The 24,701-nt window shown below is 63.1% G+C and carries 29 protein-coding genes, 2 tRNA genes and 1 pseudogene; 23 read left to right on the top strand and 9 right to left on the bottom strand.

Features of this window, described 5'->3' with window-relative positions:
* The 4 genes from DFR51_RS16075 (at position 1) to DFR51_RS16060 (ending at position 2,869) form a co-directional block, all read left to right on the top strand.
* Entirely contained in the window at positions 1 to 1,392 is a 1,392-nt protein-coding gene (locus tag DFR51_RS16075) for a glutamine synthetase family protein (RefSeq protein ID WP_121053059.1), read from the top strand.
* A 176-nt stretch (positions 1,393 to 1,568) separates the two neighbouring features.
* Positions 1,569 to 1,775 (top strand): cold-shock protein, encoded by a 207-nt coding sequence (locus tag DFR51_RS16070; protein WP_121053057.1) that lies wholly within the window; start codon positions 1,569 to 1,571, stop codon positions 1,773 to 1,775.
* Positions 1,776 to 1,851: 76 nt separating this feature from the next.
* The gene (locus DFR51_RS16065) at positions 1,852 to 2,184 is read left to right on the top strand and encodes a DUF6481 family protein (RefSeq protein WP_121053055.1); all 333 of its coding nucleotides are present in this window, start codon (positions 1,852 to 1,854) and stop codon (positions 2,182 to 2,184) included.
* Positions 2,185 to 2,194: 10 nt separating this feature from the next.
* Entirely contained in the window at positions 2,195 to 2,869 is a 675-nt protein-coding gene (locus DFR51_RS16060; protein WP_121053053.1) for a spermidine synthase, read from the top strand.
* Positions 2,870 to 2,871: 2 nt separating this feature from the next.
* Here DFR51_RS16060 and DFR51_RS16055 read toward each other — a convergent pair whose 3' ends face one another.
* On the bottom strand, positions 2,872 to 3,777 hold the full coding sequence (locus DFR51_RS16055) for a LysR family transcriptional regulator (protein ID WP_197723630.1): 906 nt from the start codon (positions 3,775 to 3,777) through the stop codon (positions 2,872 to 2,874).
* A gap of 186 nt (positions 3,778 to 3,963) precedes the next feature.
* Between DFR51_RS16055 and DFR51_RS16050 the strand changes: the two genes are divergently transcribed.
* Genes DFR51_RS16050 through DFR51_RS18860 form a run of 5 tightly spaced genes read left to right on the top strand, consistent with a single transcriptional unit; the run spans position 3,964 to position 8,397 of the window.
* Positions 3,964 to 5,073, top strand: a complete 1,110-nt coding sequence (locus DFR51_RS16050; RefSeq protein WP_121053051.1) for an ABC transporter substrate-binding protein — start codon at positions 3,964 to 3,966, stop codon at positions 5,071 to 5,073.
* 27 nt (positions 5,074 to 5,100) lie between these two features.
* Positions 5,101 to 6,003 carry an ABC transporter permease gene (locus DFR51_RS16045; RefSeq protein ID WP_121053049.1) on the top strand — a complete coding sequence of 301 codons (903 nt, stop codon included), beginning with the start codon at positions 5,101 to 5,103 and terminating at the stop codon, positions 6,001 to 6,003.
* Entirely contained in the window at positions 6,000 to 6,848 is an 849-nt protein-coding gene (locus DFR51_RS16040; RefSeq protein WP_121053047.1) for an ABC transporter permease, read from the top strand. The genes DFR51_RS16045 and DFR51_RS16040 overlap by 4 nt, the downstream gene beginning before the upstream one ends.
* Positions 6,849 to 6,853: 5 nt before the next feature.
* Positions 6,854 to 7,978: an ABC transporter ATP-binding protein gene (locus DFR51_RS16035; RefSeq protein WP_121053045.1), complete on the top strand. Its 1,125-nt coding sequence runs from the start codon at positions 6,854 to 6,856 to the stop codon at positions 7,976 to 7,978.
* Positions 7,942 to 8,397, top strand: a complete 456-nt coding sequence (locus DFR51_RS18860) for an SEL1-like repeat protein (RefSeq protein ID WP_126494855.1) — start codon at positions 7,942 to 7,944, stop codon at positions 8,395 to 8,397. Before DFR51_RS16035 ends, DFR51_RS18860 begins: the two co-directional genes overlap by 37 nt.
* Positions 8,398 to 8,439: 42 nt before the next feature.
* Here the strand turns inward: DFR51_RS18860 and DFR51_RS16030 are convergent, their stop codons facing one another.
* Positions 8,440 to 8,856, bottom strand: coding sequence for a DUF3806 domain-containing protein (locus tag DFR51_RS16030; protein WP_160119238.1), 417 nt, complete (start codon positions 8,854 to 8,856; stop codon positions 8,440 to 8,442).
* Positions 8,857 to 8,922: 66 nt separating this feature from the next.
* On the opposite strand from DFR51_RS16030, the gene DFR51_RS19630 reads away from it, so the two are divergent.
* From DFR51_RS19630 to DFR51_RS16000, 8 genes and pseudogenes are all read left to right on the top strand, one after another.
* Positions 8,923 to 9,351, top strand: coding sequence for an IS5 family transposase (locus DFR51_RS19630; RefSeq protein WP_420853252.1), 429 nt, complete (start codon positions 8,923 to 8,925; stop codon positions 9,349 to 9,351).
* A 17-nt stretch (positions 9,352 to 9,368) separates the two neighbouring features.
* Positions 9,369 to 9,557 (top strand): annotated as a pseudogene (locus DFR51_RS19625) (hypothetical protein); the annotation flags it as partial.
* On the top strand, positions 9,491 to 9,733 hold the full coding sequence (locus DFR51_RS19205) for a transposase (protein ID WP_197723755.1): 243 nt from the start codon (positions 9,491 to 9,493) through the stop codon (positions 9,731 to 9,733). The pseudogene DFR51_RS19625 and the gene DFR51_RS19205, both read left to right, overlap by 67 nt.
* A gap of 105 nt (positions 9,734 to 9,838) precedes the next feature.
* On the top strand, positions 9,839 to 11,269 hold the full coding sequence (locus DFR51_RS16020; protein ID WP_121053041.1) for a gamma-aminobutyraldehyde dehydrogenase: 1,431 nt from the start codon (positions 9,839 to 9,841) through the stop codon (positions 11,267 to 11,269).
* 2 nt (positions 11,270 to 11,271) lie between these two features.
* Positions 11,272 to 12,012, top strand: coding sequence for a gamma-glutamyl-gamma-aminobutyrate hydrolase family protein (locus DFR51_RS16015; protein WP_121053039.1), 741 nt, complete (start codon positions 11,272 to 11,274; stop codon positions 12,010 to 12,012).
* Positions 12,009 to 13,391 (top strand): aspartate aminotransferase family protein, encoded by a 1,383-nt coding sequence (locus tag DFR51_RS16010; RefSeq protein WP_121053037.1) that lies wholly within the window; start codon positions 12,009 to 12,011, stop codon positions 13,389 to 13,391. The genes DFR51_RS16015 and DFR51_RS16010 overlap by 4 nt, the downstream gene beginning before the upstream one ends.
* 13 nt (positions 13,392 to 13,404) lie before the next feature.
* Positions 13,405 to 14,847 (top strand): NADP-dependent succinate-semialdehyde dehydrogenase, encoded by a 1,443-nt coding sequence (gabD, locus tag DFR51_RS16005; RefSeq protein ID WP_121053035.1) that lies wholly within the window; start codon positions 13,405 to 13,407, stop codon positions 14,845 to 14,847.
* Between the two features lie 162 nt (positions 14,848 to 15,009).
* The gene (locus tag DFR51_RS16000; RefSeq protein ID WP_121053033.1) at positions 15,010 to 15,498 is read left to right on the top strand and encodes a hypothetical protein; all 489 of its coding nucleotides are present in this window, start codon (positions 15,010 to 15,012) and stop codon (positions 15,496 to 15,498) included.
* Between the two features lie 193 nt (positions 15,499 to 15,691).
* On the opposite strand, the gene DFR51_RS15995 is transcribed toward DFR51_RS16000, so the two are convergent.
* The 3 genes from DFR51_RS15995 to DFR51_RS15985 form a co-directional block, all read right to left on the bottom strand.
* Positions 15,692 to 15,768 (bottom strand) — tRNA-Arg (locus DFR51_RS15995).
* 28 nt (positions 15,769 to 15,796) lie between these two features.
* Positions 15,797 to 16,075 (bottom strand): ETC complex I subunit, encoded by a 279-nt coding sequence (locus tag DFR51_RS15990; RefSeq protein WP_121053032.1) that lies wholly within the window; start codon positions 16,073 to 16,075, stop codon positions 15,797 to 15,799.
* Positions 16,076 to 16,140: 65 nt separating this feature from the next.
* Positions 16,141 to 17,157 (bottom strand): polyprenyl synthetase family protein, encoded by a 1,017-nt coding sequence (locus tag DFR51_RS15985; RefSeq protein ID WP_121053030.1) that lies wholly within the window; start codon positions 17,155 to 17,157, stop codon positions 16,141 to 16,143.
* A gap of 104 nt (positions 17,158 to 17,261) precedes the next feature.
* On the opposite strand from DFR51_RS15985, the gene DFR51_RS15980 reads away from it, so the two are divergent.
* Positions 17,262 to 17,561 carry a chorismate mutase gene (locus DFR51_RS15980; protein WP_121053028.1) on the top strand — a complete coding sequence of 100 codons (300 nt, stop codon included), beginning with the start codon at positions 17,262 to 17,264 and terminating at the stop codon, positions 17,559 to 17,561.
* Between the two features lie 73 nt (positions 17,562 to 17,634).
* Positions 17,635 to 17,710, top strand: a tRNA-Ala gene (locus tag DFR51_RS15975).
* A gap of 22 nt (positions 17,711 to 17,732) precedes the next feature.
* On the opposite strand, the gene DFR51_RS15970 is transcribed toward DFR51_RS15975, so the two are convergent.
* Entirely contained in the window at positions 17,733 to 18,536 is an 804-nt protein-coding gene (locus DFR51_RS15970; protein ID WP_207790688.1) for a phytanoyl-CoA dioxygenase family protein, read from the bottom strand.
* Between the two features lie 10 nt (positions 18,537 to 18,546).
* Positions 18,547 to 19,140: a DUF4126 domain-containing protein gene (locus DFR51_RS15965; RefSeq protein ID WP_121053024.1), complete on the bottom strand. Its 594-nt coding sequence runs from the start codon at positions 19,138 to 19,140 to the stop codon at positions 18,547 to 18,549.
* Positions 19,141 to 19,204: 64 nt separating this feature from the next.
* On the opposite strand from DFR51_RS15965, the gene DFR51_RS15960 reads away from it, so the two are divergent.
* A complete protein-coding gene (locus DFR51_RS15960; RefSeq protein WP_160119239.1) occupies positions 19,205 to 19,981 on the top strand; it encodes an NUDIX hydrolase in 777 nt (258 codons plus the stop codon).
* A 7-nt stretch (positions 19,982 to 19,988) separates the two neighbouring features.
* Here the strand turns inward: DFR51_RS15960 and DFR51_RS15955 are convergent, their stop codons facing one another.
* A complete protein-coding gene (locus DFR51_RS15955) occupies positions 19,989 to 20,819 on the bottom strand; it encodes a class I mannose-6-phosphate isomerase (protein ID WP_121053020.1) in 831 nt (276 codons plus the stop codon).
* A 299-nt stretch (positions 20,820 to 21,118) separates the two neighbouring features.
* Between DFR51_RS15955 and DFR51_RS19080 the strand changes: the two genes are divergently transcribed.
* The 3 genes from DFR51_RS19080 to DFR51_RS15940 all read left to right on the top strand — a co-directional run bounded on the left by DFR51_RS19080 (position 21,119) and on the right by DFR51_RS15940 (position 24,108).
* Complete coding sequence (locus tag DFR51_RS19080) at positions 21,119 to 22,102, top strand: transcriptional regulator (RefSeq protein ID WP_160119240.1); 984 nt, start codon at positions 21,119 to 21,121, stop codon at positions 22,100 to 22,102.
* Between the two features lie 154 nt (positions 22,103 to 22,256).
* On the top strand, positions 22,257 to 23,381 hold the full coding sequence (locus DFR51_RS15945) for a sensor histidine kinase (RefSeq protein ID WP_121053018.1): 1,125 nt from the start codon (positions 22,257 to 22,259) through the stop codon (positions 23,379 to 23,381).
* Positions 23,371 to 24,108 carry a LytR/AlgR family response regulator transcription factor gene (locus DFR51_RS15940; RefSeq protein ID WP_121053016.1) on the top strand — a complete coding sequence of 246 codons (738 nt, stop codon included), beginning with the start codon at positions 23,371 to 23,373 and terminating at the stop codon, positions 24,106 to 24,108. The genes DFR51_RS15945 and DFR51_RS15940 overlap by 11 nt, the downstream gene beginning before the upstream one ends.
* An 88-nt stretch (positions 24,109 to 24,196) precedes the next feature.
* Here the strand turns inward: DFR51_RS15940 and DFR51_RS15935 are convergent, their stop codons facing one another.
* The gene (locus tag DFR51_RS15935; RefSeq protein ID WP_160119241.1) at positions 24,197 to 24,571 is read right to left on the bottom strand and encodes a UrcA family protein; all 375 of its coding nucleotides are present in this window, start codon (positions 24,569 to 24,571) and stop codon (positions 24,197 to 24,199) included.
* Between the last annotated feature and the right edge of the window lie 130 nt (positions 24,572 to 24,701).

The following is a 24,701-nucleotide window of genomic DNA, read 5'->3' as shown; positions in this document are numbered from 1 at the left end:
ATGACCAAGCCGCCTCTCTCATCGAACAAGATCGCCGACGTTTCGGAAGCACACGCTTTCTTCGCGGCCAACCCCGATATCGACGCTGTCGACATCATCTTCACCAATATGTGCGGCGTTCCGCGCGGCAAGCGCCTGCGCCAGCACGAGGTGATCGCCGTTTATGAATCGGGCCGTTTCCTGCCCGGCTCGGCCGTCGTCGTCGACATCACGGGCCGCGACACAGAGGAAACCGGCCTCGTCTGGGAAGACGGGGACGCCGACCGCTATGTTAAGCCCATCCCCGGCACGCTCGTCCGCGCGCCCTGGCTCGGCGAAAACGCGGGGCAGTTCCTCACCAGCTTCTATGAACTCGACGGTACACCCAACGATCTCGATCCGCGCCACGTTCTCGGCAGCGTCATCGATCGACTGGCGGCGGATGGGCTTACGCCGGTCGTCGCGGTCGAGCTCGAATTCTTCCTGCTCGACCTTTCCAGCGGCAAGCCCGCACCCGCGAAGGGTCTGCTGACACCGCATCGCTCGGGCGACAATCAGGTCTACGGCCTGCGCGAGCTCGAAGATTTCAAGCCGTTCTTCGACGATCTCTATGCGGCGTGCGATGCCCAGAACATCCCCCTCGAATCCGCGATTTCCGAGTACGCACCCGGCCAGTTCGAACTGACGCTGCGCCACAAGCCCGATGCGCTGCGCGCGACCGACGACGCCGTGATGTACAAGCGGCTCGTGAAGGGCGTGGCAGTCAAGCACGGCCTCGAAGCCACCTTCATGGCAAAACCCTTCGCGCACGAGGCGGGCAACGGGATGCACCTCCATATCTCGATGGCGGATGAAAGCGGCAACAATGCCTTTGCCAGCGAAGACCCTGAAGGCGCGCCGATCCTGCGCCATGCCATCGGCGGCATGAAGGCCGCACTCGGCGAATCGATGGCGATCTTCGCGCCGAATGCCAACAGCTACCGCCGCTTCAAGGCGAACAGCTACGCGCCGGTCGCGCCAACATGGGGCGTCAACAACCGCACGGTTTCGCTGCGCATCCCGGCCGGCTCCCCGGCCTCGCGCCACGTCGAGCACCGGGTCTGCGGCGCCGACGCCAACCCTTACCTCGCCGTTGCCACCGTCCTCGCCGCGATGCACCACGGCATCACGAACCGCATCGACCCCGGCCCCGCCGTCGTCGGCAACGGCTATGAGGACGAGGCGAGCGCGGGCGTGAAGCTTCCGAACAACTGGTTCGCGGCAAACGACGCCTTCGAAGCCTCACCGCTGATGAACGATTATCTCGGGCAGCGCTTCGTCAAGAACTACACCATCGTGAAGCGTACGGAGATGGCGCGTTTCTACGGCGAGGTCACAGAGCTCGACTACGACTGGTACTTGCGCAACGCCTGAAAAGGCGCACGTTTTGCGCTTCCGTTGATTTTGGGTTATAGCTCCACCCGCTGACGTCGCGAGCGACGGATATCGGGCCGAGATTCGGTCTCTTTTGTCCCTGCCTAGCCTTACAGAAGCCGGGAAGCATCGCTGTTGATGCGTTCCCGTCAAACATTGGGCCAAAGGATACCCATATGATCACCGGAACCGTAAAATTCTTCAATGCAGACAAGGGTTATGGCTTCATCGCGCCGGAAACGGGCGGAAACGATGCGTTTGTCCATATCTCCGCAGTCGAAAAGGCCGGGCTTCGCACGCTCGACAAGGACCAGCGCGTTTCTTACGAGCTGGAAACCGACCAGCGCGGCAAGACCTCGGCAGTCAACCTCCAGGTCGCCTGACGCGTATTCGGGCGGGTGTCCCCAGCGGATGCCCGCCCGATCGTTCAACCCAACAGTGGATAGAGCTTCACCCAATATGACGTCGTTCAAGGTTCCAAGTTTCCAGGATCGCGCCGCCCTCGCTAAACAGGCGAAACAAAAAGCCCTCGAAAAGTTGAAGGCCAAGCCTCCGGTTGATGAGGCGGCGCTCGCAGAGCGCAAGGCCGCGCGTCTTGCTCGCGAAGCCGCCGAGGCGGAAGAACGCGCCGCGCGCCGCGCTGCCGAGGCAGCCGCCAAAGCCGAGCGGGAAGCGCAGAAGCGCGAAGCCGCACTGACTGCTGCCGCAGCAGCACCCGTTCTTACCGAGGCTGAAAAGAAAGCCGCACGCGATGCGCGCTACGCCGCCCGGAAACAGCGCGTAAAGCGCTGATCGTCAACGCGTGCTTCCTCGCGTCCTGATTGACACCGCGAAGATACCCGGTGGCGGCGAGCTTCGTCTGATCCAGCGCGGCACGGAGTTCTCCATCATGCTCGGCGCAAACGAGCTGATGAACAGCCGTCTCAAAGGCTCAGAAGAATCGCTGGCGGGCTTGTCGTGCGGCAAGATCCTGCCGCGCCAGCAGCCGCGAATGCTGATCGGCGGCCTTGGCATGGGCTTCACGCTGAGGGCCGCACTCGCCAAACTTCCGGCAGATGCCTCGGTTACAGTCGCCGAGCTCGTGCCGTCGGTCGTGGCATGGGCGCGCGGGCCGATGGCGCACATCTTCGACGGCTGCCTCGACGATCCCCGCGCCACGGTCGCCGTGGAGGATGTCGCGGACCTGATCGGTGACGTACGATCACATTACGATGCGATCCTGCTCGACGTCGACAACGGCCCCGATGGCCTCACCCACCCGGACAACGACCGACTCTACAGCCGAAAGGGCCTGATCGCCGCCCGCGAGGCGCTCCGCCCCGGCGGCGTGCTTGCCGTCTGGTCCGCAGCGCCGGACCACGCATTCAAGAACCGGCTCATCAAGGCGAACTTCGAGGTGGAAGAAACCGTCGTCCGCACCAACGGCGAACGCCGCGGCGCCCGCCACATCATCTGGATCGCGAAGCGGCCTTCCTGAATCTACCGCCGGTGTTCGTGCACCGTCTCCATGAACAGCGTCGCGGCCTCGCTGTGCCGCGTCAGGCGGCGCCAGGCGATGCCGATGTCCACGGTGGGCAGGCTCTCGCGCGTGCGCTTCGCGATGATCCTGTCGCCTTCCAGGCTCCACGGCCGGTAGACGAGATCGGGAAGCAGGGTGATCCCCGCCCCCGTGCCCACAAGGCTGCGCACGCCTTCCATGGAGGAGGTACGATAGGCGACGCGTGGCGGATGATCGAACTTGGACCAGATGCCGTCGATCAACCCTTCGAGTTCGTCGAGCGTCAGCGCGATCACCGGTTCGTTTTCAAGGTCGGCGAGGCTGAGTCCGTCCACGTCCGAGAGCGGGTGCGATGGTGCCACCCATGCGCGGCATTCGGAGCGGAGCAGCACCTCGTGGTCGATCGCGCTGCGTTCCTCGAGGTTGCTCACCATCAGCACGGCAAGATCAAGTTCGCCGTTGATGAGCAGGTGCTCGATGTAGTCGCGGCGTTCCTCGACAAGTTGCACCTCGATACGCGGAAACATCCGCCGGAAGCGCGAGAGCAGGTCCGAGAGGAAATAACCCGTGACGACCGGCGTGACGCCCACGCGCACGCTGCCTGCGGTCAGATCCTGCTCGCGCCCGACCCCGCCCTGCATGTCGGCGATCGCATCGATGATCGATCGGGCGTGGCGCAGGAACTGGTGCCCCTCGCGCGTCAGCGTCACGCCCTTGGCGTGGCGGTGGAACAACATGACGCCGGTTTCCGCCTCCAGCGTGCGGATCGCATCGGTCACCGCGGATTGCGAAATACCGACAGCGCTTGACCCGCCGGATACCGAGCGCGCCTCCGCAACGGCTATGAAATAGCGGATCTGCCGGAACGTGATGTTCATCTCTGCCATCGATTTTTTCGATACCTCACGGTTTGCATAATGCATTTGCACGCATGGCGGTAGAAGGTTTTGATGACCCTCGGGAGACTGAGGGGCTTGCGGCCATGCGCGGCTGCGTTAGCATCCGCCGAGCGCCGTCAGAGCGTTGAAGTCCGGGGATGATCGCTGGCGGGCGACGAACGGGAGACAGGGACCATGAACAGCTTCGACAGCATCCGCAAACGCATCGGCCGCCGCTCGCTTCTGCAAGGGCTCGGCGCCGCTGCCATCGGCATCACATTCACCGGGGCGCTCGCCGGTTGCGAGAAGAAGGAGGGCGCCAAGTCCTCCACCGGTGAAGAGGCCAAGCTCAACTTCTACAACTGGGACACGTACATCGGCGAAACCACGCTCGACGATTTCAAGGATACGTCGGGCATCGAGGTCAACATGAGCCTCTTCGCCACCAACGACGAACTCTTCGCGAAGCTGCGCGCGGGCAACCCCGGCTTCGACGTCATCGTGCCCTCGAACGACTTCGTGGAGCGCATGGTGCAGGCAGACATGCTGATGCCGCTGGATCACGCCAAGATTCCGAATTTCAAGAACATCGGCGCCGACTTCAAGGATGTCGCCTACGATCCGGGCCGCAAGTTCTCGATGCCCTACACATGGCTCACGCTCGGCATCGGCTATCGCAAATCGAAGGTGGACGGCGTGCCGGACAGCTGGAAGTGGCTGTTCGATTCGGACAAGTACAAGGGCCGGATCGCCGTGCTGTCGGAAGCCGGCGACATGTTCCGCCTTTCCGCCAAGTATCTCGGCCATTCAGTGAACGGGATCACCCCGGAACTGGTGCAGAAGATCGAAGCGATGCTCATCAAGCAGAAGCCGAACATCAAGGCGTTCCACGAGGACAACGGCCAGGATCTTCTACTGTCGGGAGAGGTCGATCTCGTTCTCGAATACAACGGCGACATCGCGCAGATCATGGCCGAGGACGACGACATCGACTTCGTGCTTCCGAAGGAAGGCAGTCAGCTCAATTCGGATACGCTGTGCATCCCCAAGGGCGCGCCGCATCCGCAGAACGCGCATGCATTCATCAACTACCTGCTCGATGCCGAGGCCGGAAAGAAGATCAGCGAATACATCCTCTACCCAACGCCGAATGACGCGGCGAAGGCGCTGATGCCGGACGATTACAAGAACAACCCCGTCATTTTCCCGCCTGCCGAAGCGCTCGCGAAGTGCGAATACGCTGCGTATGACGGCAAGATGCAGCCGATCTTCGAGGAAGCTTTCACCCGCGTTCGCGCGGCCTAGCGGATAGAAGCGCGAGGGGGGCGCGAGATGCAGGACTGGAAGCTGAACCGGGCGCTGTTCGCGAGCATCGCGAGCGCGCCCATCCTCTGGCTGGTCCTGTTTTTCATCGTCCCCCTAGGCCTCGTCTGGCTTTACAGTTTCGGCACCAACGTCGGCCTCACCGAAATCGATATCAGCGGCACGTTCGCGAACTATGCGCGGGCGCTCGAACCCCTCTATCTGGGCATTTTCGTGAAATCGGTCGGCGTCGCCGCGCTCACCACAATCATCTGCCTCGTCGTCGGTTTCCCGGTCGCGCTTGCCATTGTCTTCGCAACCCCGAAATGGCGCCCGTGGCTGCTGCTCGCGATCATGCTGCCGTTCTGGACGAACCTCCTCATCCGTACCTATGCGCTGATGGCGGTGCTGCGGAAGGAAGGTTACGCCAACCAGACCATCGGCTGGATGTGGGACAATTGGAGCGGCCTCATGACCTTCGCCGGTCTCCAGCCGCTCGGGCAATTCGAGCCGCTCCCGCTCCTCTACAATAATTTCGCGGTCGTGCTCGGCCTCGTCTACGTTCACCTGCCCTTCATGGTGCTGCCGCTCTACGCGGCGCTCGACCGGCTCGACAAGTCGCTCATCGAAGCGAGCCTCGATCTTGGCGCCGGGCACCTCCGCACGCTGCTCAGCATCGTCGCGCCGCTCGCCGCGCCGGGCATCATCTCGGGCATCATCATCACGTTCGTGCCCGCGCTCGGCGCGTATTTGACCCCGGACCTCCTCGGCGGCACCGATAGCCAAATGATCGCCAACGTCATCGAGCGTCAGTTCAAGCGCGCCAACGACTGGCCGTTCGGCGCGGCCCTCTCCTTCCTTCTGATGTACGCAACCTTCATCGCCATCGCGTTCCAGGCCATGAAATCGCGCCAGGCGGAGCGCCGCCAATGAGCCTTTTCAAACCGCGCGTTCCGCTCGCCCCACTCGAATACACGAAGCGTCTGTGGATGCGCGCGTGGGTCGGTCTCGTGCTGTTCTTCCTCTACGCGCCACTCATCACGCTCGTCGCGTTCAGCTTCAACGACAGCAAGCGCAACATCGTGTGGCGCGGCTTCACGCTCGACTATTACAAGAAGGCGCTCGACAACGACTCGCTCATGATCGCGATGGGCAACTCGCTCACCATCGCCTTCATCAGCACGATTGTCAGCGTCGTCATCGGCGCGCTTGCCGCCGTAATGCTCTGGCGCTTCCGCTTCCCCGGCAAGACCGCGACCGAAGGAGCGATGGCATTGCCGATCGTCGTGCCGGAAATCTGCATGGGTGTGGCGATGCTGGTGTTCTTCGCGAAGATCGGTTTCCCCACAGACCTGCCGTGGCCCTTCAGCCTCGGCGCTATCATCATCGCGCACATCACCTTCTGCTTTCCGTTCGTGACGATGGTGGTGCGCTCGCGCCTCACCAGCTTCAACCGCGAGGAAGAGGAAGCCGCGAAAGACCTCGGCGCTACCGAATGGCAGGCGTTCCGCGATGTGCTGCTGCCGCACATGAAGCCGGGTCTCGTTGCCGGCGCGCTGCTCGCCTTCACGCTCAGCCTCGACGACTTCGTCATCACCTTCTTCACCAGCGGCCCGAACACCATCACCTTCCCTGTGAAGGTCTATTCGATGGTTCGCTTCTCGGTGACGCCTGAGGTGAATGCGGCCTCGGCGCTGCTCATCGCCCTCACCGTCATTCTCACGACCATAGCCCTGAAGGTGCAAAGCCGGATGGGCGGAACCCCGCAAGGCCACTGATCACCATGGCGACCGCACCAAAACAGCCCATCATCAGCATCCAGAACATCACCAAGCGCTTCGGTGCGGTGGCGGCGGTGGACAATGTCTCGCTCGATATCATGCCCGGCGAGTTCTTCGTGCTGCTCGGCCCGTCCGGCTGCGGCAAGACCACGCTGCTCAGGATGATCGCCGGCTTCGAAGTGCCGACCGAAGGCCGCATCATCATCGACGGGCAGGACATGGCGCACGTACCGCCGAACAAGCGCCCGGTGAACATGGTGTTTCAGTCCTACGCCGTGTTCCCTCACATGACGGTGACGGAGAATGTCGGCTACGGCCTGCGCATCGCGCGCGTCCCCTCGTCCGAGATTAAATCGCGCGTCGAGGAAGCACTTGCGCTCGTGAAGCTCGACGGCTTCGGCGCGCGCCGCCCCGATCAGCTTTCGGGCGGCCAGCGCCAGCGCGTCGCGCTTGCACGCTCGCTCGTCATGCGCCCGAAGGTGCTGCTGCTCGACGAGCCGCTCTCCGCGCTCGACGCGAAGCTCCGTGCCGCGATGCAGTTCGAGCTTGCCGATCTTCAGGAACAGGTCGGCATCACCTTCGTCACGGTGACGCACGATCAGGACGAGGCGCTGTCGATGGCGGGCCGTATCGCCGTCATCAACAGGGGGCTCGTCGCCCAGCTCGCTACTCCGTCCGACCTCTACGAATTTCCCACGAACCGCTTTGTGGCGGACTTCATCGGATCGGTGAACCTGTTCGACGGCCGACTGGTGGTAGATGAGCCTGACAGGGCTGTCGTCGACTCCCCGGAGATCGGCCGTATCTATTTGAACCACGGCGTCACCGGCCCCCACGACGCGAATATCCACGTCGCGCTCCGCCCCGAAAAGATCGCCATGATCCCCGAAGCAAAGGGCAAGCCCTCCGCCCCCGAATGCCCGGAAGGCGACAACATTGCCCACGGCCAGATCCGCGGCATGTCCTATCTCGGCGACATCACGATCTACGAGGTGAAGCTCGATTCGGGCCGCGTTATCCGCGTCTCCCGTCCGAATCTCTCGCGCTACGATCAGGAAGATTTCACGTGGGACGACAAGGTCTGGCTTTCGTGGCACGGATCGAGCCCGGTGGTGCTGCTATCCTGAACCGGCGCGCAGTCCTGCAACGCCACCATCTTTCCATCGTTGTCGGGGCTCTGCTCGTAGGCTGTGCCGTTGATCCCTATGCCGGTATCAGGCTGCAACCGGGGGCGGCATCGCCCTTGGTCCAGGAAGAAGCCAGGCGCGCGATGGCGGGAGACAAATATGCCCAACTCGCGCTTGGAAAACGCTTTGAAGCAGGGCTCGGCGTTCCACAAAGTTATCGCAAGGCGAAACGTCTGTATGAACAGGCCGCTTCAGACAGTGGCGGCATAGTGTGGGTCTATTCGCCGCCCGTGGGGAAAGAAAAGACTGGGCGGACAGTCCCGATAAACACCGGCCCCAAGGTCCCCGGCCTGCCCGAAGCGAAAGCGTGGCTCGCAGGGATGCGAGCCAGAATAATCGCGCGCGAGGATTATCGCTAGGCGGCGTGGACAAATTCGCTACTGCGCAAATGTTGAGAAACGTTAGGTTTTTCGTGTTCCGGCCATGCCCTCTTCGATACGACGCTCGATGACATTGATCGTTTCGTCGCGCAGTTCGGCGAGATCAACCTGTTCGTTGTCAGCGATCCTCTTTTGGATCATGCTGATAGGGTGGCAGGCGATCGTGTAGCCAGGTGGAGATAACGATGTTTCAGCTCCATATTCATCGGTGATCCGAACCCACTGCCAGCCTGTCTTCTCTGCGATAGTCTCGCCAAACGCGATACCGACTGCGATCTGCGCCTTGTCGTAGTGCCGGAAGTTTTCCGCTACGACCTGATAGAGTTCCTGCACCTTCTCAATCGGCAAAGGGGTGGCACTATCAAGGTAATGCGCGGCGAGGGCCAGAGCGTCTTGCCTGTAGACTTCCTCGTCGTCGGATAAGGGCCGAATATCCAATGTTATTCTCTCGCTGGGTTTCTGATGGCTTTGTAGTTCAAATCCGATTGACGTGCATGGCAAGGATTGATTCAAGGCTGCTTTTTGGAGGCAGGCTTGAGCAGGGGCGATCTCACCGAAGCGGAATGGCGTGTTCTGAAGGGCTTGTTGCCCATAGAGCCTGAGAACAGTGGTCGAGGCAGGCCGCCCGAGCAGAACCGAGCAATCGTAAATGGCATCTTATGGCGGCTTCGCTGCGGCGCTCCATGGCGCGACGTGCCGCCCAAATACGGCAGTTGGAACAGCATCTATCGTCGGTGCCGGCGATGGAGTGAAGCCGGGGTCTGGAAGACCGTCGCAGTGACGCTTGCCGAGGTCATGGCGGACAGCGGTCACTACAGCATCGACAGTAGAGCCGTTCGCGCCCACGTCTCTGCAGCGGGCGGAAAAGGAGGACTCATCGACGCGCTCTTGGCCGCTCGCGGGGCGGGTTCACCAGTAAACTTCATTGCTTAGCCGATGCCCTCGGACGACCGCTCGCCTTCCATCTGACGGTCGGCGAGGCGGCAGATTGCAAAGCTTATGACCCCCTAATTGCTCTGCCAGAGCGCATGCTGAATGCTTTGCTTGCCGATAAAGGCTATGTGCTGATGCCATCCGCGCCGACCTTGTCGAACGGAATATCAAGGCTGTCATTCCCGGCAGATCAAACCGCCGCATGAAGATCGAACATGACCGATCGATCTACAGGCAGCGCAACCGCATCGAGCGAATGTTCGGCCACCTGAAGGTCAACCGGGCCATTGCCACGCGCTACGATCAACTAACCAACAGCTTCCTTGGAATGGTTCATATCGCGACAGCCAGATATTGGCTCAAATTTGTCCACGCCACCTAGGCTATCGGGAAAACCGATAGATAGCATGTATCATTTCGTATTTCCGATGAGGCAGCCCCACCCCCTATCGTCCAGTCGATCTCTCACGCGGAAAGCCGATCCCTCATGACCGACCGGAGCAGCCAGTTTATCGACGGACACGCCCTCGACGGCGAAGACGCGCACGAGCCGGTTTTCAATCCGGCGACAGGCGCCACGCTCGCCACGCTGAACAGTGCAAGCCGGGCGCAGGTCGATGCCGCCATTGCCTCCGCCGAGCGTGGTTTCGCGGTCTGGTCGGCAATGTCACCCAAGGAACGCTCGCTGAGGATGCTCCGTATCGCCGACCGGATCGAGGCGCTGGCGGATGAATTTGCCGAGCTTGAGATGCGCAATTGCGGCAAGCCGATCGGCACGGCGCGGGCGGTCGATGTGGGCAACACCATCGACGTGTTCCGTTTCTATGCGGGCGCAGCGCGCGCCATCCCCGGTCAGGCGGCGGCGGAATACAAGCCCGGCCACACCTCGATGATCCGCCGCGATCCCATTGGCGTCGTCGTCGGCATCGCGCCGTGGAACTATCCGCTGATGATGGCCTCGTGGAAGATCGCGCCCGCCATCGCCGCAGGCAACACGGTCGTGCTCAAACCCTCCGAGCACACGCCGCTGACCGCGCTGCGGCTCGCCGAAGTGTGCGCCGAGTTTCTGCCGGCGGGCGTTGTCAATGTCGTGACCGGCAACGGGCCGAACGTCGGCGCGCGCCTCGTCGCACATCCGCGCGTGCGGATGGTGTCGCTTACAGGCGATGTCGCAACGGGCCGGAAGATCATGGAAGCCGTCGCGCCGACCATCAAGCGCACGCATTTCGAACTCGGCGGCAAGGCCCCAGTGATCGTGCTGGCGGATGCGGACATTGCCGCCGCCGTCGAGGCTATCGCGGAAGGCGGCTACTACAATGCTGGTCAGGACTGCACCGCCGCCTGCCGCGTCTATGCCCATGCGAGCATCCACGACCGTCTGATCGCCGAACTGCAAAGCGCCGTCGAGGCGATCCCGATGGGTGACCCGTCTGCGCCCGGCACCGCGCTCGGCCCGCTCATCACCGCCCGCCAGCGCGACCGCGTGGACGGCTTCGTCGCCCGCGCCGCCGCCGATACGGATGCGGAGGTCGTCACCGGCGGCGCGGCGCCCGACGGCCCCGGCTTCTTCTATCAGCCGACGCTCATCGCGGGCGCGAAGAACAGCGACGAGATCGTGCAGAAAGAGGTGTTCGGCCCGGTCGTCTCGGTCACGCGCTTCGATGAGGACGCGCAGGCGCTCGACTGGGCGAACGACAGCGAATACGGCCTCGCCTCCTCGGTATGGACGCGCGATGTCGGCAAGGCCGCGGCGTTCGCGGCGCGCCTGCAATATGGCGTCACGTGGATCAACACGCACTCGGTGAACGCCACCGAAATGCCGCACGGCGGCGTGAAGGCCTCGGGTTACGGTTCCGATCTTTCGGTTTACAGCCTCGAACACTATCTCGCGACGCGGCATGTCATGATAAAGCACTAGGTATGACCACCACTCGTCCCGTTCTTGGCATCATCTGCTGTCAGCGCGCCGTGGGCACCGAGCCCGCGCAGGCCGTCATGGAGCGCTACGTGCGCGCGGCGATGCACTATGCCGATGTTGCCGCGCTGCTGATCCCGTCATTGCCCGATCTGATGACCGCCGCCGAGGTCGCCCCGCGTCTCGACGGCGTGCTGCTCACCGGCAGCCCCTCCAACGTCGAAGGCCACCGCTATGCGGAGGATGCCGGCGATGGACCGTTCGATCCCGGTCGCGACGAGATCGCGCTGTCGATGGTGGACGCGATGATCGGCCGCGGGCGCCCTGTGTTCGGCATTTGCCGCGGCTTCCAGGAGATCAATGTCGCGCTGGGCGGCACGCTGCGCCGCGACACCTCCGCGAGCGACGATCTCATCCGCCACCATTCACCCGACGGCGTTTCGTTTGACGCGATGTTCGATCATGGCCACCGCGTCGATCTCGTCCCCGGCGGCATCCTCGCGCGCACTTACGATACGCCGTCGCTCGATGTGAACTCCGTTCATTATCAGGGTATTGGACGCCTCGCGGACGGCCTCACCGCCGAAGCGACCGCGCCGGACGGGCTCGTCGAGGCTTACTCGGCGACCATCGGCAATTCGTCCGTCGTCGCCGTCCAGTGGCATCCCGAATGGCACCCGGAATCGAACCCGGACAGCCAGACTTTCTTCAAACTCCTTGGCCAGACTCTCAGGGGAACAGCATGACCGCCGTCCGCAAAAACTACGACATTCCCGCCCTGCGCCGTCTCGACGTCGCGCATCACCTCCCGGCGCAGCAGGATTACAAGCTGATAGAGGACATGGGCGGCAGCCGCATCGTGACGCACGCAGAGGGGTGCTACATCACGGACGGCGACGGCAACCGCATCCTCGACGGCATGGCGGGACTCTGGTGCGTCAACATCGGCTATGGCCGCGAAGAGCTTGCGGACGTCGCCGCCGAGCAGATGCGCGAGCTTCCCTTTTACAACACCTTCTTCAAGACAGCGACGCCGCCCACCGTTGAACTCGCCGCGAAGATTGCCGGCCTAACCGGCGGCAAGCTCCAGCACGTGTTCTTCAACGCCTCGGGCTCCGAAGCGAACGACACCGTGTTCCGCATGGTGCGCCACTACTGGAAGGTGAAGGGCGAGCCGAACCGCAAGATCTTCATCAGCCGCTGGAACGCCTATCACGGCTCGACGGTTGCGGGCGTCAGTCTCGGCGGCATGAAGGCGATGCACGCGCAGGGCGATCTCCCCATCCCCGGCATCGAGCATGTCCGCCAGCCGTACTGGTTCGGCGAGGGCCGCGATATGGAGCCCCGCGAATTCGGCAAGCTCTGCGCGCAGGCGATTGAGGACCGCATCCTGCAAGTCGGCCCCGAAAACGTCGCCGCGTTCGTCGGCGAGCCGGTGCAGGGCGCAGGCGGCGTCATCATCCCCCCCGAAGGCTATTGGCAGGAGGTCGAGCGCATCTGCCGCAAATACGGCATCCTGCTCGTCGCCGACGAGGTGATCTGCGGCTTCGGGCGCACCGGCGAATGGTTCGGTCACCAGACGCTCGGCTTCACACCCGATCTCGTCCCGATGGCCAAAGGACTCTCATCGGGCTATCTCCCGATCTCGGCCGTCGCCGTCTCCTCGGACGTTGTCGAAGTGCTCAAAACCGGTGGCGATTTCGTCCACGGTTTTACCTATTCCGGCCACCCGGTCTGCGCTGCCGTGGCGCTGCGCAACATCGAGATCATCGAGCGTGAAAACCTCGTCGGCAAGGTTCGCGACGATGTCGGCCCTTATCTGAACGCCGCGCTGAAGCGTCTGGAAGAGCATCCGCTCGTTGGCGAAACGCGCTCGATCGGCCTGCTCGGCGCGGTTGAGATCGTTGCCGACAAGAAAACTGCCGCGCGTTTCGGTGGCAAGGAAGGCAATGCCGGCCCGGTCGTGCGTGACTTCTGCATCGACAACGGCCTGATGGTGCGCGGCATTCGCGACACCATCGTCATGTCGCCGCCGCTCATCATCTCGCGCCAGCAAATCGACGATCTGGTTGACATCATCCGCCGTTCGCTCGATTTGGCCATGCCGAAACTGAAAGCCCTGTAAAAGGAGAGCCTCCATGACCCGTTCGCCGCTGCTTCGCGAAGCCTGTTACATCGACGGGGAATGGGTGAAGGCAGACAGCGGGGAAACGATAGAGGTCACGAATCCGGCCACCGGCGAGGTTCTCGGCACCGTTCCGAACTGTGGCGCCGCCGAAGCGAAGCGCGCCGTCGAGGCCGCAAACCGGGCATGGCCTGCATGGCGCGCCAAGACGGCGAAGGAGCGCGCGAGCATCCTTCGCCGCTGGTACGAGCTCATCATGGCCAATCAGGAGGAACTCGCCCGCCTCCTCACGCTTGAGCAGGGCAAAAGCCTTGCCGAATCACGCGGCGAGATCGCCTACGGCGCCGCGTTCATTGAATGGTTCGCCGAGGAAGGAAAGCGCCTCTACGGCGACGTCATCCCCGGCCATATGGCGGACAAGCGCATCGTGGTGCTGAAACAGCCGATCGGTGTGGCCGCCGCGATCACGCCTTGGAACTTCCCGAACGCGATGATCACGCGCAAGGCCGGCCCGGCGCTCGCCGCCGGCTGCCCGATCGTGCTGAAGCCCGCCACCGAAACCCCTTACTCCGCCTTCGCGCTCGCCGTACTGGCTGAGGAGGCGGGACTTCCAAAGGGCGTCTTCAACGTGCTGACCGGCAAGGCATCCGCGATCGGCGGCGAACTCACCTCCAACCCCATCGTCCGCAAGCTGTCGTTCACGGGGTCAACGGAGATCGGCCGCCTGCTGATGAAACAGTCGGCGGAGACCATCAAGAAGCTCAGCCTTGAACTTGGCGGCAATGCGCCCTTCATCGTGTTTGATGATGCGGACGTGGACGCGGCCGTTGTCGGCGCCATCGCCTCTAAATACCGCAACTCGGGCCAGACCTGCGTCTGCACAAACCGTCTCTACGTGCAGGCGGGCGTTTACGATGAATTCGTACAGAAGCTCGCCGCCGCCGCTGCGAAGCTCAAGGTCGGTAGCGGGCTTGAAGACGGCACCGAACAGGGACCGCTCATCAACGAAGCCGCTGTCGAGAAGGTCGAGGAGCACATCGCCGACGCCACCGGCAAGGGCGCGAAGATTCTCGCCGGCGGCAAGCGCCACGCGCTCGGGGGCTCCTTCTTCGAGCCGACCGTGCTCGCGAACGTCACGCAGGACATGCTTGTCGCACACGAAGAGACCTTCGGGCCGCTCGCCCCTGTCATCCGCTTCGAAACCGAAGAGGACGCCATCGCGATGGCGAACGACAGCGAGTTCGGCCTCGCCGCTTATTTCTTCTCGAACAACCTCTCGCGCGTCTGGCGCGTGGCGGAGGCGATCGAGTCGGGCATGGTCTGCGTCAACTCGGGCATCCTCTCCACGGAGGTCGCACCCTTCGGCGGCGTCAAGCAGTCCGGCCTAGGCCGCGAAGGCTCGCGCTACGGCATCGATGAATATATCGAGATGAAGTACCTCTGCCTCACCATCTGAGGCGGCGGAAACATTTCCTCCAATAGGCGTTCAGGCTCAGTGCATTGACCCCAATGCAACACCTGAACGCCGGCCTCCTGAATGGAGCCGGCGTCTTTTTTGGCGCGCGGCTTCACCTAGGGTTCAGGCGCTTCATGGCCCACTGTACTGCAGGAGAAGGCCATGAATACTATTCGAAGAGGCGTAACGAGCGCACTTGTGCTGCTATCGGCAGTCGCCCTCGGCGGCTGCATGTACGATGGTTACGGCAGCGCGGGTGTTTCGGTGGGTCACGGCGGCTACTACGACCGCTACGGCTATGATTATCCCCGCTACGGGTATGGCTGGTACGATGGCTATTACTACCCCGGCAACGGCTACTACGTGTTCGACCGCGCCGGAAAACGCCATCGCTGGAACACGCGGCAACGCGATTACTGGATAGAGCGCCAGCGCGACCGTTACGCGGGTCATCGCGATCGCCATGATGGAAAGTGGGATCGATCCGATCGTCAGAAATGGCGTGATCGGGATCGGGATCGGGATCGGGATCGACGCGTACACGCCGATCGGGATCGCGAAAGCCCGCGTATGACCCGGCCCAACCGTGATCGCGGTGATTGGGGTGATCGACGGGACCGTCGCGACAATTCGCGCGAGAGGTCAAACTAGCCGCTGGGAGACGCTATTCGCCGCGCGTTGCGTCGCCCGCACGCGTGCGACGCCTGTGGTCGCTGAATTTTTCCCCGTCACGGCACTCGGTGCGATAGCCGTTGACCTTCCAGGGCTTGCACATCTTGCAGCCCGCACGACGGTTTCTGGGCCTGCCGCGCTTGTGATTCATGCGGAATACCTTCCGAAATCATGGCGCGCCCGGCAGGATTCGAACCTGCGACCCCAAGCTTAGAAGGCTCGTGCTCTATCCAACTGAGCTACGGGCGCCCGCGAGGGGCCTTAGCGCAAATGCGCGCTATTTGAAATTGTCGGCGTACGTCTGGATTTTCAGGCGGTGCGTACGCGGGGGCAGCACCGTGTAGGCGAAACCCTCGCGCTCGGCATAAGCCTTGGCGGCTTCTGCGCTGTCGAAGCGCAGCGTCAGTTGGCGGCGCGTGTCGGCGGAGCCTGCCCAGCCGGTGAGCGGATCGGGGCGCTGCGGGTCTGCCCGCTCGAACTCCAGCACCCATTCCTGCGTGCGCGCCTTGCCGCTCTGCATCGCGTTTTTGGGGCGCTGGTAAATCCGGGCAGCCATCTGACCTCGTCCTTGAAAGCTCGTGGGAACGCCAATGGCGCAGCCGCGGGCCGCGCGTCAAGCGTTCAGAATGCGCGTGCGATCGCGAAACGCACGGTTTCGGTAAGCGCGGCCTTGGCGCTGCTCGCCGGCATATCCGCGATCGCATCGATGGCCAGTTCGCCGTAGTGCCGCGCGCGCGCCAGCGTATCGGCGATCGAACCAGAGGTTTTCAGCCGTTCGATCGCCTCGGCGAGGTCTTCGTCGGACTTGCGACGGCCTTCCATCGCGTCGCGCCAGAAGCGCCGTGCTTCGTCGTCGCCGCGCCGGTAGGCGAGAATCACCGGCAGCGTCAGCTTGCCTTCGCGGAAGTCGTCGCCTTGCCCCTTGCCCATGGTTTCGGCGTCGGACATGTAATCGATCGCGTCGTCCACGAGCTGGAAGGCGATACCGAGGTTGCGGCCATAGCTTTCGAGCGCACCCTCGCACGCCTCGTCGCGCTCCGCGACCACGGCGGCAATCTGGCAGGCGGCGGCAAACAGCACCGCCGTCTTCGCCGTGATCACCTGCAGGTACTTTTCCTCGCTTGTCTCGATCTGGCGCGCGACCATCAACTGGTCGACCTCACCCTGCGCGATCACGGCGGAGGCGTTCGAAAGGATCTTGAGGACGCGCAGCGAGCCGTCTTCCACCATCAGCTCGAACGCGCGGCTGAACAGGAAGTCGCCGACGAGCACCGTGGCCTGGTTGCCCCAGATGAGATTCGCCGCCTTCTTGCCGCGCCGGAGGTCCGATCCGTCCACCACGTCATCGTGGAGCAGCGTCGCGGTGTGGATGAACTCCACGCTCGCCGCGAGCTTGTGGTGCCGCTCGCCCGAATAGCCCAGCAGGCGGGCGCTCGCGAGCGTCAGCATCGGCCGCAGTCGCTTGCCGCCGCCGGAAATCAGGTGTCCTGCGAGCGCCGGGATCACCGCCACGGGGCTCTGCATCCGGTCGAGGATGATCTGGTTCACGGAGTTCATTTCGGGCGCCACGAGCTGCATCAGCCCGTCGATGGACGGTGCCGGCTCTGCCCGATTCAACCTGTGTATGGTGGCGCTCACGACTCTGACTTGTCCCACGACGTTTCCGCTGTCATGCGTCCATGCTACATCCACGGCGCTTTGTCACCGCGCCACATCGACGCGCCGACGTTTTGGGGAGCCTGATGACCGACGACCGGAAAGATGACCGCCTCGCCGCTTACCGCAGCAGTATCGACAACATCGATGCAGCGCTCATCCATATGCTCGCCGAGCGCTTCAAGATCACGCAGGCCGTGGGCGAATACAAGGCCGTCGCCGGCCTGCCGCCCGCCGATCCGGACCGGGAAGCCCGCCAGATCGCACGGCTGCGGAAGCTCGCCGCCGATGCCAGGCTGGACGAGGAACTGGCCGAAAAGTTCCTTCGCTTCATCATCGAAGAGGTGATCCGTCACCACGAGCGCATCAAGAAAGCGCAGGCCTGAACGCCATTTCTGGGGGCCGTGCAAACCCCGTTGCATCGGCGGGAAGGCATCGGTATAGAGCGCCGTCCGGAGCGGGGCTGTAGCTCAGATGGGAGAGCGCTGCAATCGCACTGCAGAGGTCAGGGGTTCGATTCCCCTCAGCTCCACCACCCGGATTTCCCGTTTTTTCGATCAATCGACGTAGTGCGGCTCCGGCCGTTCGTGCAATTGTTCATAGTGAACGAGCGCCGGTTCGGCGCCGAGCCGCACGGGTGCGCCGTCCCGGAACGCCCACTCGCCCCGGTCGCAATCGGCGGCGCGGACATAGCCGTTGATGTAGAAGCGCCGGAGATGATCGGCATGGTTCGTGCCCGATCCGTGCACGAGATAAGGGCTCCACAGCGCAAGGTCGCCGGGTTCGAGATCGAGGTCGATGAGCCCGGAAGGGTCGAGGCCTAGCGCGACGAGCGCGTCTTCGGCGGCGCTATTGTCCATCACCGCGCCTGCGATTTCCATGTCGAGTGCACCCAGCCGGTGGCTGCCGGGCAGGATACGCATTCCGCCCGAGCGTGCATTGTGCGGGTCGATCGCAAGGCCGGTCTGCACGTAGCTCGCGCCGAGATTGCGGTAAGCATCCGGCGGGCGCCGGAAGCGCGAGTCCTGATGGAAGGCGAAATCGCCCTTCCCGCCCGGCCGCTTCCAGTGAATCTGGTTAATGATCTGTTTTATGTCGCCGCCGATCACAGGGCCGAGCAGCGCTGCGAAGCGCGCGTCGGTGCGCGCATCGTCCAGCACGTCGCTGCGCCACGATGGCCACTGCGCCATGCGCACGTCGCCGTCCGCGATCTTGTAGAAGAGGTTGCCGTGACGAAAGCTGCGCCCGTGCGCCGAGGCTTCCGCGTGTATGTCGTCGATCGCCGCGCCCACCCGCGCGATGTCGGAGAGCGAAAAGAACTGCCGGATGATGGCGTAACCATCCCGGGCGTAATCTTCCATGACGGTCATTTCAGAGTTTCCGCAGCACCACGTCGATGCGCTTCAGGATGCGCCAGCTTGCGTAAAGAAGAAGTAAGGTTACCGCGAGAAGCGACACCGCGACGATCCCCGCGAGCACCGGATCAACAAGTGTGAGCGTGAGCCCCCCGATGGTGAGCACGTCCTCCACACCCGAAACGATCACGTTCGAAAACGGTTCGGGGCTTGCGTTCACGACCGCGCGGCCGCTCGCCTTCGCGCTGTGACTGACGAATGCGGCGCCGCCGCCAAGGAGGAATGCAGCCACCTGCCACGCAGGGTCTCCCGCATCGACAACGGCAAGTGCGATCAGCGCACCACCGAGCGGTCGGATCGCGGTGTGGATCGCATCCCAGATGCTGTCGAGCCACGCGATCTTGTCCGCGAAAAACTCCACGACGAGACCGATTGCGGCAACGCCGATCACCCAGGGGCTGGCGAAAACATCGAGGCTTTGAAGATGCTGCGGCAGGTCGAGAAGGCCGAAACGCATCGCGAGGCCTGCGGCGAATACCGTCGCATAGAGCCGCCATCCCGCGAGCAGGCTAAGGCTGGCGGCGACACCGAGCAGTTCGATCGGGCCCATGGATGAGAAAATGATAGGCATTGCCCCGCTTGGCAAGCAGGCATTGCGGGTCCACATACGCCGCATGTCTACGAACGACGACGCCAAGCCCGCCGCCACGCTGATCCTTCTGCGCGAAGGATCGGGGACGCCCGAGATCTTCATGCAGACACGCGCGCAGACGATGGGCTTTGCCGCAGGCATGATCGCTTTTCCGGGCGGCAAGGTGGACGCGCATGATTTGAGCCTCGCGACGTCGCGGCTCGTTGCGAGCCGCCACGATCTCGATCTGGAGGAAATCGCGGCGCGCGTCGCCGCGGTTCGCGAAAGCTTCGAGGAGGCCGGCGTGCTGCTGACGCAGGGGCGGAAGATCGCGCCGCGCGACTTCATCGAAGCGCAGCCGGCGATCGCCTCGCGCGCACTGTCGTTCTCCGATTTTCTCGCGCGTCACGATCAGCAGATCGATCTCGACGTGCTTTTTCCCTTCGCGCGCTGGGTGCCGCCACCCGGCCTTCATGGCAAACGTTACGATACGCGCTTCTATCTCGCGCGGCTGCCCGAGGGTGCGAGTGCGGGCCACGACGGCAACGAGGCGACGACATCGGGGTGGATCACGCCCTCCGAAGCGATCGCGCGTGCAGATCGTCAGGAAGCCGCAGTGATGTTCCCTACCCGCCGCAATCTTGAACGCCTCGCGCAGCACGGGAGCATCGAAGCGCTCATCGCGCATGCGATGGAAACGCCGATCGTCGTCGTGCAGCCCGAAGTCCGCATGTGCGAAGATGGACCGCATCTCTGCATCCCGGAAGGCATCGGCTATCCGGTAACGCGCGAGCCGCTGGAAACCGCACGCCGCGCCTGAGGCATTTTCAGAATTCCAGGATCGTCGCGACCTCGCCGCCGGGATAGGCGACCAGGAGATCGCTGCCCGGAACGGCTTCGAGATCGGCATCGCCTTCCACAAGCAACGTCTCGCCGGATCGTGCGTCGCCCGCGCGGCCATCGATCACCGTGATCCAGACGGGCCGGTCGCGCGGCGGACGCAGGTGCAGGCGCGCGCCGGTGCGCCAGCGTTCCACGACGAATTTCCCACCCGCAGACAGCAGCGTACGCCCGCGGGAAAGGTCGTGGCGTTCGTCCGAAACGAAGAAGGGGTGCGCGTTCGAAACCGCGACTCCCTCTTCCAGATGGAGCTCGCGCGGACGTCCATAATCATAGAGTCGATAGGTGAGATCGACGTTCTGCTGGATCTCCACAATGGTGACTCCGGCGCCGATCGCATGGACCGTCCCGGCCGGTGAATAAATAAAATCACCCGCCTTAACCGGCTTCCAGTCGATCAATTGTTCGATCGAACCGTCGATTGCAGCGTCGCGCAATTCGTCTGCGGACAGCGGACGCACCGTGCCGAGACCAACCGTGCCGTGGGGTTCGGCGGCAAGCACGAGCCAGGCTTCATCCTTCCCGCGCGCATAGCCGGCAGCACGTGCAGCGTCGTCGTCCGGGTGCACCTGAACGGACAATCGCTCGCTCGTGAAAAGGTACTTTATAAGGAGATCGGGGTCGCGTCCGTCTGGAGTCTCGAACCAGATCTCTCCAATCTTTTCATCATCCTCCGGGACATCTTCAAAGAAAGGTGAGAGATGCCGCCGGCCCCACGGCTTCTCGATGCGGCGTGTTATCAGCTTGGTAACCGTCATCGTATTTCCTGCCTCCCCCTCGTCATGTTCCGGCTGCGACTGCGAGAGCGGGTCCGCCTGCCGGGAAACTTTTACCGCGTTCGATGTCGTGCTTTGCAACCTGATCTTCGGGACCGCGTTTCAGTTGTTATACATCACCGGCCCTCAGCAGCGAATGCGTCTTCAGAAATCGTGTCTTGCGTTTTGCCATGACTAATTCCATCAAGAATATGGCAATTATTACGAACTATCTGCGCGTTGGTAGTTTTTCAAATTTTGTGGACATGTTAGCGTCCTCCATCCGTCAATGGGAGATCATGATGGCGAAGAAGAAAGAAACGGTAGCGAAGGCGAAGAAGCCTAAGAAGGTTAGCGCTGCCAAGCCGGCCGCGAAGAAGACGTCGACCGGTCAGGATTTCGGTGAGCATCTCGCAGCCGCCGGTGCACAGTTGCAGGCGCGTGCGGAAGCGATGTTCGGTCAGTGGCTCGATCAGGCATCGGCGACGCTGCGCAAGAGCGGCGTGCAGACCATTGTCGACGACATCAAGTCGCGCGCTGGCTTTGAAAAGATTGCCAAGGAACTCGCCAGCAACGTCGCGAACGAGATCACGAAATTCGCGGCGTCGACAAATATCGGCGCCAAGGCTGCACCGAAAGCGAAGCCTGGTCCGAAGCCGAAGGGCAAGCCCGGTCCGAAGCCGAAAGCTGCTGCTGCAAAGCCTGCTGCCGCTGCGCCCGCGAAGCCCAAGGGCAAGCCGGGTCCGAAGCCGAAGGCCGCTGTTGCAAAGCCGGCCGTGAAGGCTCCGGCGAAGCCGAAGGGTAAACCCGGTCCCAAGCCGAAAGCCGCCGCTGCAAAGCCGGCCGTGAAGGCTCCGGCGAAGCCGAAGGGTAAACCCGGTCCGAAGCCGAAAGCCGCCGCTGCAAAGCCGGCCGTGAAGGCTCCGGCAAAGCCGAAGGGTAAGCCCGGTCCGAAGCCGAAAGCTGCCGCCGCAAAGCCGGCTGTGAAGGCTCCGGCCGCGCCGAAGGGCAAGCCGGGTCCGAAGCCGAAGGCTGCTGCTGCAAAGCCTGCCGCCGCTGCGCCTGCGAAGCCCAAGGGTAAGCCCGGTCCGAAGCCGAAGGCCGCTGCGGCCAAGCCGGCAGTGACGGCTGCTCCGGCAGCGCCGAAGGCGAAGCCCGGTCCGAAGCCGAAGGCGGCGGCTGCGAAGCCTGCTGCGGCTGCGCCCGCGAAGCCGGCCGCGCCTGCCGGCCTCACGCCGCGCCGTCGCGGACCGCGTCCGTCGTCGCGGCCTGCGCCCAAGAAGTAAGCGTTAAAGAAAGAATGGCCCGGCGCGTTTCGTATCCACGACGCGCCGGGCTTTTCTTTTGCTCTCGAATTTCCTGCGAAGCGGCCACGCGCTTCGACGAAGGACGTACCAGCCCCCGCGCAATCGCCGCGAGAATGCGCTATCGTGGGGTCCAATGAACAGGTCGTTGCTAAAAGGCGTGCTCGACAACGATTCGGCACGCACAGCCATCCAGTCGATTTTCGGCTTCTGGCTTTTCTATTTCCTCATCGTCACGCTGCGCGCCTTCGCGCTCGGTTTCGAAGATCTCATCGCGATGGCCGGGCGCCGCTCTGTCGTCACGATTATCGGGATGACGATCAGCTGGGCGCTCTATCTTGCACTCGCCCCGCTCGCCAAAGCGCCCTTGCGCAAGCGCGCGCTGATGATGTTCCTGCTCTGCGTGCCCGCCGCGGCGCTGTTTACCACCTTCAACTTCTACACCTTCTACGTCTACGAGCCGCTGCCGTCCGTTGCCGAGGATCTCGCGCACAAGGATCGCTCGCTCGCCATGCTGCTTGCGATCATCTTCGAAGGCACGGTCACATGGTTCTTCTTCTTCGCCGCGTGGGCAGCCTTCCATCTCGCACTCGGCTATGCCGCCGATGCCGCGAAAGCCGAACGCCGCGCCGCCGCCTTCCGCGAGGAAGCGCAGGCCGCGCAGCTCCGCGCGCTGCGCTATCAGATCAATCCGCATTTCCTCTTCAACACGCTGAACTCACTCTCCTCGCTGGTCCTCACCAATCGCAACGACGAGGCGGAGCGGATGATCCTGAACCTCTCCACCTTCTTCCGCGCGAGCCTCACCAGCGACCCGACCGAGGACATTCCGCTCGCCGACGAGCTCGATCAGCAGCGTCTCTATCTGGAGGTCGAGCGCGCCCGCTTCGGTGACCGCCTCGAATTCGATTTCGACATCGACCCCGAAGCCGAACGCCAGCGCGTGCCCAGCCTCATTCTTCAGCCGCTCATCGAGAATGCCGTGAAATATGCGGTATCGCCTTCAAATGCGCCGGTGTGCATTCGCGTGAAGGCGAGCCTCCACGATGCGATGCTCCACATCGTGGTGGAAGATGACGGCGCGTTCGCTGCGCCGCAGGCGCAGGTGGATGGCACCGGCACCGGCCTCAACAATGTCCGCGATCGCCTGCGCGCGCGCTTTGGCGATGCGGCGGCGTTCAAAGCTGGTCCTTGGCCTGGCGGCGGCTTCCGCGTAGATATTGCCATCCCCGTGAAGCGACCGGTATCCGATGTCCGATAGTCCTCTCCGCACGCTGGTCGTCGACGACGAAGCCATGGCGATCGAGCGTATGCAGGTTCTGCTGTCGCGTTTCGATGACGTCAATCTCGTGGGAACTGCCAGCACCGGCGGTCAGGCGCTGCGCCTCATTGAAGCGCTCGCCCCCGAACTCGTGCTGCTCGATATCTCGATGCCCGGCCTCGATGGCATTGGCGTCGCGCAGGCGGTCCAGCGTATGCCGCAGCGCCCCACGGTGGTGTTCGTCACCGCATTCGATCAATATGCCGTCACCGCGTTCGATGTCGCGGCTGCCGATTATCTGTTGAAGCCGGTCGATCCGGCGCGCCTCGGCAAAGCGCTTGCGCGTGTCCGCGAGCTGCGCACGAACGCGCCCGCAGCGCCTGGAGATGATGACGGCTACGTCAAGGAATTCTGGGTTCCGCATCGCTCGGAAATCATCCGCGTCGATGTCGATGCGATCGATATGGTCGAAGCCGAGCGGGACTATATGCGGCTCCACACCGCCGACCGCTCGTTCCTGCTCCACCAGACCATCAAGGAACTGGAGCGAAGGCTGGATCCCGATCTCTTCATCCGCATCCACCGATCGAAGATCATCCGGCGCGACCGCATCAAGGGTCTCGTCCATCTCGGCTACGGCGTGTGGTCGGTCGATCTGGGCGACGGCGGCGATCACCGTATCGGCCGCACCTATCTCTCCGATGTGAAGCGCATCACCGGCAAATAGCCGCCGGGTTCACCACTTTAAAAGAAAAGGGCGGGCACCCTGGGACACGGTGCCCGCCCCAATGGCGGCATATGCAATCTACCGCGTATTACGGCATGGCGATCGTGATCGCCGCACCGGCATTCTCGGCAACCTGTGTACCGGCATTGTTGATCGCGGCGGTGATCTGCGGCGCAGCGCTCGCGATCGCGTCGTTGCGGCATTCCATCGACAGCAGATCGCGACGCAGATCCTGGCGCCCGCCTTCGAAACACATCGCGTGGGCAGCGCGGCGCACGCGGCCGTGCAGTGTCTTCACGCCAGCATCGGTGGCAAGGTTCAGATCGCCGTACTGCACGTGTGCGACCGGGCGCACCATGTTGGCTTCAACGATGGTTTCATCCATCGCGTGCGCGGCGGGAATGAAAGCTGCGGTCGTCATTGCGGCGGCGAACGCGACAGCGCTGATCTTCACGAGGCTCATCTCAACGGTCCTTCCTGTTTCGCCTGTGGGAGGCGGAGAAATTCTGGCTGCGAACCGGGAACGTCCGGGCTTTCTGGGACTGTGGGGCCCGTCGCTCCCGATCCGCATCCTGTAAGTATCCCGCTTCGCT

This window comes from Sphingosinicella microcystinivorans, from assembly GCF_003634215.1.
In the GTDB taxonomy this organism is placed as follows: domain Bacteria; phylum Pseudomonadota; class Alphaproteobacteria; order Sphingomonadales; family Sphingomonadaceae; genus Sphingosinicella; species Sphingosinicella microcystinivorans.
This window is presented reverse-complemented; position numbering and strand designations above follow the sequence as displayed.